The following is a 14,742-nucleotide window of genomic DNA, read 5'->3' on the forward strand; positions in this document are numbered from 1 at the left end:
TGCTTAAATTTTTAAATAAATACCTTAAATAAATGAAAAAAATAGTTTATAATTTAATATTTATTTCGGTTTTTTCAACAATGGCAATGTATGCTCAGGTTGGAAAAAAACAAGCTCAACCTAATCCTGAAACGATTCGAGAGAGAATATCCATTAACAACGATTGGCTATTCCAAAAAGATGATCCCGCTGAGGTCGCTGGTTCATTGGATTATTCGAAAATTCGTGATTGGGTATTACCTTCTAGTGCTGCTTTCTTAAAGAATCCGTCGGTCTTACCCAAACGACCAGAAGGCAATCTTGGTAATAAGGTGCCATACACCCATGTTAGCTTTGATGACTCGGCTTGGCGTAAACTAAATCTGCCTCACGATTGGGCGATTGAGGGTCCCTTCGAGCAGGAATATAGAGGGAGAACAGGCAAACTGAAATACTCCGGAGCTGTTTGGTATCGTAAGCACATTAACATACCTGCGTCAGACGCAGGTCGACATATTTATCTGGATATAGATGGCGCTATGTCTTATGCAACAGTTTGGTGTAATGGCAAGTTCGTTGGTGGTTGGCCTTACGGCTACTCGTCTTTCCGTCTCGATTTAACTCCTTATGTTAAGCTAGGTAGTGATAACGTGCTGTCCATCCGATTAGACAACCCAGATAATAATTCTCGCTGGTATCCTGGTGCAGGCATCTACCGCAACGTATGGTTGGTAAAAACCAATCCTGTACACATCGGGCAGTGGGGAACTTTTATCACAACTCCGAAAGTTTCAACCGAGGAAGCTACAGTAGCCGTGCAGGTCACAGTAGACAATAAAGGCACCAAGCCGACTCAAGCTCTCATTAAAACCCAATTACTGTTTGCAGATAAGTTGGTAAAAGAACTCCCAATACGCAAGTTGGACATACCTTCAAGCGGTTCGGCGGTGCTTGTAACAGATATCGCCGTTACTAAACCACAACTATGGGACACTACTACACCTAATCTTTATACTGCAGTTACTACAGTTGATGTAGGTGGCGTGGTGGTGGATAAATATGAAACAGTATTCGGTATTCGTTCTATTGCTTTTACGCCAGACAATGGCTTTCTATTGAACGGCAATCGTGTGCAAATCAATGGTGTTTGTAATCATCACGACCTCGGCGCTCTAGGTACGGCTTTTAACACCCGTGCCGCAGAGCGTCAGCTAGAAATCTTAAAAGAAATGGGTGTAAACGCACTGCGCACTGCCCACAATCCTCCCGCACCAGAACTTCTTGAACTTTGCGATGCCATGGGTATCTTGGTGATGAACGAGGCCTATGATAGCTGGAAAGGGTCTAAGGTTAAAAATGGATATAGCGAACTGTTTGATGACTGGCATGAACAGGACCTAAGAGCTTTATTGCGCCGTGACCGTAACAATCCTTCTGTAATTATGTGGAGTATGGGTAATGAGGTAAAGGAACTTACAGACTCAGTCGTAGGACCTGCTATAGGGGCTCGCCTAACTGCAATTGCCCATGATGAAGATCCTACTAGACCTACAACCTTAGGGTCTAATAAACCCGAGGCAAGCTATAATGGAATTCAAAAATCAGTGGATGTAATGGGGCAGAATTATCAAAGAGGAGACTATGCTGAATTCCGCATTAAAAACCCAACAATACCATTGGTGGCTAGTGAAACTACTTCGGCCGTTAGTTCGCGCGGCGAATATTTTTTTCAGACTAAGGAACAGTTTGCCGCCCAAAATGCCGCAAACAACAAAGATGGCAAACGTGGTGGTAAAAAGCCAGCCATAACCCAGTCGTTCGAAGTAGTTAGTAGCGTTAAGACTGATGGTAGAGCTAATTTTCAAATAAGTTCCTACGACCTTTATGGGCCAGCTTGGGTGATACTCCCGGATGATGAGTTCGCCACACTAGAAAAGAACCCCCACGTTGCTGGACAATTCGTTTGGACTGGCTTCGACTATATTGGTGAACCTACGCCTTATAATGCCGACTCTAGCAATCTACTCAACTTCACCGATCCTAAAGAAAGGTCTAAAATGGAAAAAGAAATGAAGGAACTAAGTAAAATCAAGGTTCCCTCGCGTAGCTCTTATTTTGGTATCGTAGACTTAGCAGGTTTCAAGAAAGACCGTTTTTATCTCTACCAAGCCCACTGGCGCCCCGATTTTCCTATGGCTCATCTGCTACCACATTGGAGTTGGCCAGAGCGTGAAGGTCAGTTGGTGCCGGTGCATCTGTACACCACAGGCGACGAGGCAGAGCTTTTTCTTAATGGTAAATCCCTAGGACGCAAAAAAAAGAAACAATACGAATACCGTCTTCGCTGGGATAATGTTACGTATACCCCAGGAGAGCTTAAAGCAGTGGCATACAAAAACGGTAAGCCATGGGCAAGCGAGATAATAAAAACAGCTGGTCCAGCGACCGCTTTGGTTTTAGAGGCAGACCGTTCTTTAATAGAGAGCGATAAAAAAGATTTGTCTTTTGTTACCGTGACCATTAGCGATAAGAATGGAATTCTCGTGCCAAGATCAAAAAATTTAGTGTCGTTCACAGTCAGTGGTCCAGGAGAAATTGTTGCGACCGACAACGGTGATGCTACTAGTCATTCCTCGTTTCAGTCACCGAACATTAAGGCATACAACGGTCTGGCTCTCGCGATTATCCGTGCCACTGGACCAGGTAAAATCATTGTGACCGCTAAGGCAGAAGGTCTGGTAGATGCAAAAGTAGAAATCATAGGTCAATAAGTATAGAGCAAAAAAAATAAACGATAATGAAGCGAATTTAAAATTTAATAGGATAGCGAATCAACTATAGCAATTAGCCAAGGAGAAAACAATTTTGCCTTTAAATTTAAATAGTGACATATTAAAATTTGCTTCTGATATAGCAACAATTACAAAAGGCAAGCTTAAGGAGTAAAGAATCTTGTAAATTAAATAAATTGTGAAATGAATATAAAAGCCAATTTTTTTTTAAGTGTATTTTTATTAAATATACTGTGCCTATGTAGTGATGCTTATGCACAGGTTAAGAAACGACCAAATATCATTTTAATTATGGCTGATGATATTGGTTATGAGACCACTAATATAAATGGTGGTGTTGATTATCAAACTCCTCAGTTAGATAATATGGCAAAAAACGGAATCCGGTTTACCAATTGTTTTAGTCAGCCTTTGTGTACCCCATCACGTGTAAAAATAATGACAGGCAGATACAATTCCGATAATTATGTAGATTTTGAATATTTGCCATATGAAGAAACCACCTTTGGGAATATTCTAAAAAATGCAGGTTATAAAACTATGATTGCTGGTAAGTGGCAACTAAATGGTCAGCAAATTGGTGCAGAAACTGCCAATGATATTACAACACCTTCACATTTTGGTTTTGATGAATATTGTTTATGGCAACTAGTAGGAAAGGGAAGCCGTTATGCAAAACCTGAAATCACTCAAAATGGACAAAAGTTAAAAACAACTATCGATGATTATGGGCCAGATATATTTAGTAGTTATATACTAAACTTTATAGATAAAAATAAAGACGAACCGTTTTTTGTTTATTATCCAATGGTGTTAACTCATAGCCCTTTTACACCTACGCCTAAATCTAAAGCATGGGCTGACCACAAAATGAGGCTTAAAGAGGGTAAAAATAAAAAGGAAGCTTTTCAAGATATGGTATCGTATACAGATGATATTGTAGGGAGAATTCGCCAAAAATTAAAAGACTTAAAAATTGATGATAACACCATTGTAATTTGGACAGGAGACAATGGAACTGCAAAATCGATAACATCTTCCTTTGAAGGTGAAAATTATAAGGGAGGAAAAGGAAGTTTAAAAAATAATGGTACACACGTAAGTTTAATTTGCGAATTTCCTAATGGAGGCATGAAAAATGTAGTATCTGATAATTTGATAGAATTTAGCGATTTTGTTCCAACCTTATGTGATTTTGCAATGCAACCAATTCCTCAAAACGTAGTTGGAAAAAGTTTTGCAGGTTTTTTGAGTAAAGATTACAAAGCAACACCAAGAGAAAATATTTTTGTACACTATTATGCGCGTATCAATCAAGTAGAATCATCTTATGGAACTTTTACACGTAATAAGAATTATAAATATTATTGGGATGGAAGATTTTATGATATGGTGAAAGATAAATGGGAAAATAAACCACTAAATCTAAAAAAATTAAATACTCAAGAGTTGATAAATTATAATGAATTAAAAGCAGCATTAGACTCCAAAAAGATTTGGGACTTTTCTAAAGTAGAGGCATTAAATAAAACCGATGGTAAAAAATCCTCTAATTCATCAAAAAAGAAAAAGGATGAATAATTGGAATTATTTGCTTTTTTATTGATTGACAAGAAAATGAATTTATTTTTTTAATTGAAACAAATTAGCATAATTAATGAGACTTTTTCAATCATTAAAAATCAAATTATAGCAGTTAATTTGATGCTATATTGGAAGTATTAGTATTGCTATTAGACAGCTTTTATTACTTGAATATAAATTTTAATATTTGGTAAAAATAATGAATAAGAAGCTAATTTTTTTAGAAGTTAAACCTTTTTATTTTTTAAATGTCTTACCATCATAACAATTAAATAAATATTAATAATGAAAAAAATAATTTTCGTAGCTTTATTTGTAGCTGCAAGTTTAAGTGGATTTGCTCAAGATTCTAAAAAAGGTGGAGTAGATAAAATGTTGCAAAAAATGACAACAGAATTGTCTTTAACAGCTGATCAACAAGAAAAATTAAAACCAATTCTCGAGGAGCAAATGGTTCTTAAAAAAGACTCTAAAGAGAATCCGGACAACGCATATGCTAACAAGGAAAAGTTAAAAGAGATTACAAAAAAAATTAAAAGTATTTTAACTCCTGTACAATTAGAATTGCAAAAATCAACATTGAAAAAATTTAAAGAAGAAGGCAATAAAAAAAATAACGAATAATAAGAATCTTAATTGTAAAAAAAACTTCTGGTTATCCAGAAGTTTTTTTATTTGTACAGCATCTTATAATTAAAAATTTTAGCTAATTTCAAATTGAAACAAATTAACACTATGAATGGAACTTTTTCCATGGGTGTTTCTACTATTAAGTTTATAAATTTGAAAATATTAACTTTTTAAAATTCAAGTATGAATAAGTATTTTATTATTATGTTTTCATCATTATTACTAGTTGTTTCATCAATAAACGCACAAGAAAATAAATCTAAAGAGCCAGATATTACTGCTGAGCTTGAGAAAATGACAACAGATTTAGATTTAACAAAAAACGAAATAGCGAGTGTTAAAATATTTTTAGAAAAGCAACTTGCAGAAAGAAAACAGTTTAGGAAAGATAACGACAAAAATAGCGATGATTTTAAAGCAAAAATGAAAGAATTGCAGCTAAAACAAAGCGATGAATTGAAGGCTATTTTAGGTGACGAAAAATTTGATAAATATCAACAAATAAAAAATGAAGAAAGAAAAAACAAAAACAAATCTGAGTAGTTTTTTCTTGTTTTCATAAAAATTAGTGGGTAAATATGATAAACATTTATTCACTTTTTTTTTATAAATATTTTTTAACCTTCATTAATTGGAAGCTTTTTTTTACCATACAGATAATTGAAAAGTTTTAACATGTGAGACAAATTAGCATTATAAATGAAATTATTAATTAAGCTCATTTTATTAGTAATTTGTTTTCTTTGAATTTATTATTACAACAATCAAACACAAAAATTTATCTATACATTATGATAAAAGAAAGAATGAATTCAGTTACAGTATCATTAGTTTTTATGTTGCTAGTTTCTGTAAATATGGTTGCTTTTCAACAACCTCAAAATAAAAATTTAAAAAGCAATAATAAGAGCTTGATAAACAAAAATCAAGCAAAAATTTACGCGGCACCTAAGGGAATAGATTCAAGTAGCGATTTTAGTGTAACTGTAAATGGTAAAGAAGCCTTTGTTTTCTTTGTAGCGGAAAATAAATTCAGAAAAAATTACTTGCCTGGAGCAGACATTACGCCTTTAGAAAAAGGTGAAAAACAAAAAAAAGCAGCCCGAGAATCCTGGGTTTCTTATGAGGCAAATGAAAAAGTAATTATAAAAATTTCTCAGTTTGCAGATAGTCTCCCACTAAAAAACATATTACTTATTGACCAAAAAGGCAATTCAACAGAACATAAAATTGATAATAAATCAATTTTGTTTGAAGCATCCGTTGGGAATAAATATGTATTAATACTTAATAATGATTTTTCACGACGCTTAACCATTTTCGCTGAATTACCCGAACAAGACACACCAGATATAAATGGTGCTGATACCTTTTTGATTCAGTCAAGTACCTTAAGAGAAGAGTATGAAAATACGTCAAAAAAAACACTCTATTTTTCGCCAGGATTGCATGAAATGGGTGATGGTTTTCCATTAAAGCCAGGAGTTCAAATTTATTTAGCTCCTGGTGCGTATGTTAGAGGATTTTTTACCTGTCCACCAAATGAAAATACAGTTGGTGCTTCAGACATAAAAATTTTTGGTAGGGGAATTCTTTCGGGTGAAAATAACCAAATAACAGAGGGACCAAACAATAACTTTCTACCTCGCCCAATTCGTTTTTGGAGCAATTCAATTTATTTAGGGGGTTTTAATCGAGAACCAGCGGATAATCAAATTGTAAAAGGGATTACCATTATTTACCCTTCTCAACAACCAATTATGGGTAATGGTACGAATACGCTCATAGAAAACGTTAAAGTTATTAATTTTGAAAAAGGATTTGGAGGTATTGTTGTTGGATCTCAATCAATGGTAAAAGATTGTTATGTATCAACAGATATAAAAGTATTCTCAACGTTTGGTTCAAATACAAAATTTATAGACAATATGATTGTTGGTTTTGAAGCAATGGATGCCCCTTTTTATATTGGTGATCGAATACTGGATAATCTTAAAAATATTTCTGTAGAAAACTTAACCGTTATTGGCGATTTTAAAAGTCTACTTTCAATAAATCAAGCTCATTTTGGGAATCTAAGTAATTTTAATTTTAAAAATATCAAAGCCATTTACAGTGGAAAAAAATCAAAAGCATCAATTTTAAATTTGGGTGTTGCTTTTTCTCCTTATAGAAGAGGAGAATATCAGGGTAGTATTAGTGAAATATCTGTTAGTGATATTCAAATTACCACCTTAAATACAATTTCATCTTTTTCCATTAATGCATTTGGTTTTAGCGAGAAAGCTGCAGTTCGTAATGTGAACCTAAAAGGTGTTTCGGTTAATGGTGAACCTGCAAAAATCCTCAAACAAATTGAACAGTATGCATTCAATATTACAATTGATGGTAAAACTATTTTAGAAGGTAAATTGCCAATAGCAGAAGATCCTAAACGAGATTTTCCTCAAGTTACTGCTGTTGCTAATCCAGCAAATACGTATCCTAGAAAAGATGAAGATGGTGACCAATTTGGGAGGCTTATTGCCCATCAAATTGCTTACCCTACAGAAAAGCAAAAAGCAGACCCAAAATACCCAAAAACATTATCAGCGGCATTAGGTAATGTTGCTACAGGAGCAAGTTTAAAAGGCATAAAAACTATTATTACACCTAAAGGTGATTTTTTACAGACCTATGCCGAGGTAAATGATACTCGTATGTATGCATTGCATTCTCCTGATTATGAGGTAAGCGTATCCCAAAAAAGTAGTGGTACACAGCTATTAAAAGTACCAGTTTATGAAAACATAGGGACCTTGATGAGTTCTGGAAACCGTTTGGTAAATCCACCTCCAATGCTAACGGAGCATTTTGCCAACTTCACACATCGTGGAGAGGTTGAAGTGACTGTAAAAATGAAAGAAAGAGCACCTGATGTTAAAGATGCATTGATTATGCCATCTCAATTAAACATCAAGCCAATATACTCACAAGACAGACGAAGTTTTACTTTTACATTGCCTTCACCACAATATTTGGCAATTATTGTGAATGGCGATTGGATTCGTCCACTATTTGTTTTTGGAAATCCTCCAGAAGATGCTGTGCCTGATCCAACAGATCCTGCTGTTTTAACCATATATACAAACGATGATTTTAAGACATTAGAAAACCGTAAGAAACTTGCAAAATATAGGGTGATTAATTTTGCGCCTGGGTATCATGATATTGGTTTTTTCTTTCCTGTTTTTAGCGATCAAACAATTTACATACCAGGAGATGCTTATGTGGCAGGAACAATTCTTGGTGTAGACCGTGATAAAGTTGCAAAAATAGATTATGGCACAAAATTAATTACTCATAACAAAGAGATCTTTAATTATCAAGCATTTAAACAAGGGTATCAGAAAAAAGAAGACTACGTTTATGTGGAGGCATCAAATAAAGGAAAAAGTACCATGCTTGGCGCTATAAAGAATTTCACCATTCGTGGTCGTGGAATACTTTCAGGTGAGCAGATGGACTGGTTCAAAGGACAAGAGGATGTCCCTGGCTATATTATTCAAGTTGATAGAAGTGGAAAAAATGGAATACTAGAGGGCTTAACTTTTACAGGCAGGCATTTTCATTCTGCAAATTTCTTTGGCTCTCCTGCCCTTTTGAAAAATGTAAAAACTTTATATGGGTTTCATGGCAATACTGATGCTTCTCAGTGGGGTATGGTTCGTAGAAACTTATTCAGTATTCAACAAGATGATGGTACTTATATTAAAACTGGTTTAGATATTGATGGCTGGTTTGCTTGGCAGCAAAATAATGCCAACGTTTTTTGTTTTACACGAGCTATGCCAAAGGATGGAGGAACATTAGGTCATTCACTTATTAGAAATGTAACCGTTATTGATGGACGTTATGGGCAATATGGTGTAAGTAATTTAGCTTCTGAGCAATACAACCCAATGCGGGGTGGGTTTTGGCTTGGCATAAATCATGATAAAAACTTCAATAATTTTGGATATATGGCAGACATTGTAATGCAAAACATTACTTTTGAAACCATTGTTAATCCCTTATTTCAGTTCGCGCCAATGACAGGGTCACGTTTCAGTAAAATGATTGGTGTACAAGATATTACCTTCGATAATATTCAAGTACCTATGGGGCAAAACTGGAAGAGTATTTTTGGTGTTCGCCCAGAAACTCCAGATGATTTTATGCGTGGGATTGTAATTAAGGATTTGATTATCGGTGGAAAAAAGGTTTTAAATCTCGAAGATTTTGCAAGAACAAGAAGTAATGGACACAATTTAGACGTAAAAATCAAATAACTTTTTTATTGAAAAGATCAATTAATTGAAATTTAAAAATCATACAACGTAATTTTCAAGTTATTTAGTGAGCAAATATTTAATATTTGCTCACTTTTTTTTTATCTATCGAAAGGAACTATTTTTTTTGAGAAGTGAGACATTTTAGCCAAATAGTTGAAACTTTTCATACTTATAAAAATTTTATTTAAGTTATAAATTTGAATTATAAATTAAATATAGTTTATAACCACAATATAAATAAAATGAAAAAAATAAAATCGAATATAGCTTTCCTTAGTTTAATTTTTATATTATTTCTTCCCTTTGGGAGTTCAGCACAACCTCCTCAATGGGTGCTTGATAAGTATGAACCTCACAATTATCTTTATACTTATAAATCAGAAGCTAAAGAACTCGCTTATAGATTAATGCGTCCCATTAATTTTGAAGAAAGCAAAAAATATCCTGTTATTATTACTTTACACGGTGGTACAGCATTTAGAACGCCAAATCAAACTGCTAGGTATAATATTTATAGCTTACAAGAGTATAATGAACAATTAGCGGATGATGCCATTAGAACAGAATATCCTACTTATGTTATTGCACCACAAGGAAAATCAGATCAATTTTGGATCAGAGAAGATTTGGCTGGACTTCAAGAAATCATAGCAACTTTACCATCGGTAGATTTAAATAGGATTTATATTTTGGGATCTTCTGCTGGGGGTAATGGAGTGCACGATTTTATAAGTACTGATCCCGAATATTTTGCAGCTGCAATTTCAGCTGCTTCAAATCCCGATGTTATTAATCCTGACAAAAGAGCCAATCTTATCAACTTTAATCTTTGGCACATGGTTGGGGAAGGTGATGTAGATCGAAATAGGTATTCTGGAAGTGTTGCTTTTTTTAATGATATGAAATCAAGAAACGCAAAAATGAAATTTACCACATTTTGGAAAATTGGTCATAGTATAGGTGGTTCAATTATTGGAAGTGAGCAAATCTATAGTACCTATAGAAACGGTTTTAAAACGGAACTTGCTGGAACCAATTCAGATCCTGAGGGGGACACTTTAAAATGGATGTTTTCCAAAAGCAATGAACAGAGTTTAGGTCTTAATAATAATTTACTTGAGATAAACATTTACCCAAATCCAACAAATTCAATAATTAACTGGAGCAACTCATTAAGTTTAGATCAAGTAATTGTATCTAATTTAATTGGAAAAATTCTTTTAAGAGTAAATAAACCAACACAAAATAGTATTGATTTAACTTCTTTTTCAAATGGTATTTACATGGTAAAAATGATAAAAGGGGATCGTCTAACAGTGAAAAAGATTATAAAAAAATAATTTTAAAAGATAGTGTCTTTTTTTAAAATCCATTTCCCTTTTTGAAATGGATTTTTTTATTCTAAGGCCTTCAGTTTTTATTTAAAAAGTATTTTTCTTATTTACCAATACATTTTTGTCACCAAGTTTATATTAACTTGTCTTATGAAACATTTTTTAGATGTTTGTTTCTTTCCTTAAAATTTGTAAAAACTCTTTCTTATAAACGATAAATAAAAAATAAGTACTGATCTTATTCATTATTATCAAAAAAACTCATTTTGAAACAAAACCGCCTTATAAATGACACTTTTTCAGTTACCCAAATCGAAATATTTTGGGTTATTTTACAGAAAGTTAAATCAATTTAAATTTATATATCATGAAAAGAATAATTACTTTATTATTGGTAGCAATACCTTTTTTTACATTCGCACAAGGTCCTTGGGAATTTAACACCGCATCTGATACAGAGGGCTGGGTAGGTGCTACTACACAAGTAAATGGGAATGATGGCGGAAGCACAGTTGTCTCACAATCTGGAACCTCCTTAATATTAACAACCACCAATGGTAATCCAGGAAAAAATCCTAATATCAATAATCCATCAGCGGGTATTAGTTTAGCATCCAATAATCGCCTTGAGATTAATTTAAAAAATAACAGTGGCGCTACTTGGATAAGATTTCACGTTTCTATAGATGGTGGCGCACTTAATAATGGCATTGTTCCTGGTATTGCAATTACGGCTTCTGATGCTAGCTTTCAAACTTATGTGGTTGATCTCAGTAAAGTTGCTTCTACCTCAACAATTACTCAAATTTATTTAGAATTTAAAAAGGATAATACTCCCAATAATACTAATGGAGCTAATTACAACCCATCAGCTGACGAAACTATTGAGATTGATTATATTAAACCATTTAGCTTTGTTGCACCAACAAAAAACTCATTTACTTTTGATGCTGATGTAGATGGTTTTACTACTTTATTAAGAGCTACAGCGGTTCAAACAACAGAATCAACAAGAGGTACTTTGCAAATGACAGCAGTTAGTGCTAATACGGGTGATTCTAAAGTTGCCTTGAATTCTAATACGTTTAAGGTTGATGGTACAACAAACAAATATGCACACATCACTTTAAAAAACAGTTCTACAAATACTAGGTTTGTTTTATCTGCTGGCGGTTCAAGTTATGTACCGTTTCAAACTTATACAATAAATGATGCTGATTATACTACCTATGATTTTGATTTGAGCACTGCTACAGGTAATTTACAACCAGAGTTAGCTTTTGGAGTTCAAACTACTTGGACAGGGACTAGTACCTATGCCATCGATGATATCGTTATTTTTCAGAATTCTAACTACAAAAATTTAACTGGTGTAAATACTGCAGACAATCCAAAAAATGATCCTACGAATTGGATAATAGACGGTGCTGAAGGTGCGCTTTTAGATATTACAAACTCAATTTATATTGATTCAATTGTTTTTGATACAGATCCAGGTGCTATTGTACTTAGTACAACTTCGGTTAAAAACGATTTTTATTTTACTGTGTATCCAAATCCAGCAAAAGACTTTATAGTAATTGATTCTCCTAAAGGAATTAATAAAGTTTCTGTATACACTGTATTAGGAAAACTAATTAAAACCGAACAAGTAACATCAATAAAACACAATCTTGATACATCTTCATTTGCAACAGGAGTGTATTTAGTAAGAGTAGAAAATATAAACGGAGTAGCTACTAAAAGAATTATAAAAAACTAGTACAAGTAAACAAAAAATTAAGTGCCTCTATTTTTAATGAACATATAAAATTGAGGCACTTTAATTAAAAAAAAAGAAATACAAAAATCGGTAAAATTAAAATGACATCAATGATTAGAATTAAAGCAGTAACCTTAGTGTTATTCACAATGTTTTGGTTAGGAATGAAGGCACAGCAGCCTACTGTAAAATTTCAAAATAATAGTGCTGAATATGCTATTTCTTGGGAAAATAAGGTGGCACAAATAAACAACTTAACTCCAGAAATAAAAATAAACGGAAAGTGGGTTTCTGCTAAAAACTTCAAAAGTATCAAATGGGAAGAAAAACAAGGAACTCGTTTAAGTGAAGAAAATAATTATAATGGAGAGGTAACCTATGTATTTTTAATTTGCGAAGGCCATCCCACAATTTCCAATTTTACAATTCAATTTGAAATCGTAAAAGGTCGTCCTTATTTAGTGATGAATTCAACTTTAGAAGCATCTAAAGGATTTAAACTTGGTGGCATACGATTATTTAATTCATCAAAAGAAAATATAGTTTTACCTGGGCAAAGCAAAGATTGGGTGATTTTTAATGAAAATGCTGCTGCGCCTCATGTAGGAGCAATCATGTACCCGTATCAATTAAGTACAAAAAAAATAAACCAAGGCTCATTTTCAAAAGCCGATACAGGAGTTTGGTTAAGTATGTTAATCAATGATTCTAAAAATCAAGCATTTACATTTGCAAGTATTGCTGGCGAATTGTGGCCAAATAACTTTAAGTGGGAGTTGCCTGTAAAAGATGACTTCAATAAATTAAAATTATCTGCTAGAAGTGGTGCAATTTATGAAAAAGAAGAAATTTATGTTCCAGAAGGAAAACAAATCATTACAGATGCTTTTTTAGTAGGATTTTGGGATAATCAAAGACCAACTCAAACTTTATTAGAAACGGGTGTAATTATGGGACAAAATGTACGTAAAGGAAAACCGATGCGTATGCCTGAACCAGGCTGGAGCTCTTGGCATTCGTATGCTAGAGATATATCTGAAGAAAAAATTAAAAGTGCCACAGATTTCATTGCTGAAAACTTAAAAGAATATGGATGGAACATGGTGCAGATTGATGGTGGATGGTGGACACAACCAGGAGAATACACAGTAAATAAAGACTTCCCAAATGGTATGCGTAAAGTATCTAATTATGCAGCTGAAAAAAATGTAAATTATGGACTACATATTAGTCCTTTAAGAATAAATCCAGAAGATAAAGTACTAAAGCAAAATCCCGATTGGATTTTAAAATCATACTCAAAAAAAACCATTGATATTAATGATGATGAGATGGTAACAACTATTGGTGCAGAATATGTAGATACAAGTCACCCAAGTGTTGCGCCATTTTTAACAGGGAGATATCAACAAATGGTAGAGGGGTACAATCCTTCATTTATGAAATGGGACCATCATTATGGTGCCCTGGAAGAAGGAAAACGTGTAGATTCTACAATGACTTTTTTACAATCTCATAATAAAACAATACGTGCAATTAGAAGTGCTTTACCAGATGATTTAATTGTAACAAGAAGTATGGGGTATTTATTTGGCGCTTTAGAAAGTTATGATGCAGTTCGTATTGGAAACGATATCAATCACCCAGGAATAAAATCAGAACAAGAACCTTATGCAAATTTAACATACGGAAAAACATTAGGAACTATAGAAGATGATTTAGTTGGGAAAGGTTTAATAAGATTTGCTCGTCAAGTTGCGCAAAACTACTATGTACATAAAAATATTGCTATTTGCGATCCAGATGCATTTTTTGTAAATCCGTTGTATACAGTTGATGAAGCAAAAGCTCACATGACACTGCAAGCAATAATGGGTGGACTTTTCTTTGTGGGTGATCGATTAGAAACCTTGCCAGAAGACCGTTTAGAATTGTTGAAAAACAGAGAAATAATGGCGGTTAATAAATTAGGTGTGCATGCAATGCCACTAGATTTATTTTCAGGGGTTGATATTCCTACAGTTTGGAAATTAGAAACAGAAGATCGTTTGATTATTACAATTTTTAACTGGTTGGATACTGAAGTAACTAAAACCTACAACTATAAATCTGATTTTGAACTTGATAGTAAAGGTTATAAGTTAACAGATTTGTGGACAAAAGGATTAGTGCCTACTCGTAAAGATGGTATCACACTTAAACAAGCTCCGCATTCAGTTAAAATTATGGAGTTCAAAAAATAAGATAAATTCAAGCAATTTTAGATGATTTTTTTACCCCTAAAATTGCTTAGTTTATTGTTCTATAATTTAACAACGGAGTAATTTATTTGTCTGTAAGAAAAGGAA

At 33.5% G+C, this 14,742-nt stretch carries 8 protein-coding genes; all 8 read left to right on the plus strand.

The window, feature by feature from the left end:
- The first annotated feature begins 32 nt into the window (after positions 1-32).
- The gene (galB, locus tag IU405_RS12745) at positions 33-2,750 is read left to right on the plus strand and encodes a beta-galactosidase GalB (protein WP_197438995.1); all 2,718 of its coding nucleotides are present in this window, start codon (positions 33-35) and stop codon (positions 2,748-2,750) included.
- Between the two features lie 204 nt (positions 2,751-2,954).
- Positions 2,955-4,352 carry a sulfatase-like hydrolase/transferase gene (locus IU405_RS12750; RefSeq protein WP_197438996.1) on the plus strand — a complete coding sequence of 466 codons (1,398 nt, stop codon included), beginning with the start codon at positions 2,955-2,957 and terminating at the stop codon, positions 4,350-4,352.
- Between the two features lie 288 nt (positions 4,353-4,640).
- Positions 4,641-4,979: a hypothetical protein gene (locus IU405_RS12755; protein WP_197438997.1), complete on the plus strand. Its 339-nt coding sequence runs from the start codon at positions 4,641-4,643 to the stop codon at positions 4,977-4,979.
- 189 nt (positions 4,980-5,168) lie between these two features.
- Positions 5,169-5,528 (plus strand): hypothetical protein, encoded by a 360-nt coding sequence (locus IU405_RS12760; protein ID WP_197438998.1) that lies wholly within the window; start codon positions 5,169-5,171, stop codon positions 5,526-5,528.
- 248 nt (positions 5,529-5,776) lie between these two features.
- Complete coding sequence (locus IU405_RS12765; RefSeq protein ID WP_197438999.1) at positions 5,777-9,295, plus strand: hypothetical protein; 3,519 nt, start codon at positions 5,777-5,779, stop codon at positions 9,293-9,295.
- 245 nt (positions 9,296-9,540) lie between these two features.
- Positions 9,541-10,638, plus strand: coding sequence for a T9SS type A sorting domain-containing protein (locus IU405_RS12770; protein ID WP_197439000.1), 1,098 nt, complete (start codon positions 9,541-9,543; stop codon positions 10,636-10,638).
- A 361-nt stretch (positions 10,639-10,999) separates the two neighbouring features.
- Positions 11,000-12,394 carry a T9SS type A sorting domain-containing protein gene (locus IU405_RS12775; RefSeq protein ID WP_197439001.1) on the plus strand — a complete coding sequence of 465 codons (1,395 nt, stop codon included), beginning with the start codon at positions 11,000-11,002 and terminating at the stop codon, positions 12,392-12,394.
- Between the two features lie 110 nt (positions 12,395-12,504).
- A complete protein-coding gene (locus IU405_RS12780) occupies positions 12,505-14,637 on the plus strand; it encodes an alpha-galactosidase (protein WP_197439002.1) in 2,133 nt (710 codons plus the stop codon).
- Positions 14,638-14,742: the final 105 nt, after the last annotated feature.

The sequence above is a fragment of the Polaribacter sp. BAL334 genome (assembly GCF_015767435.1).
Lineage (GTDB): Bacteria > Bacteroidota > Bacteroidia > Flavobacteriales > Flavobacteriaceae > Polaribacter.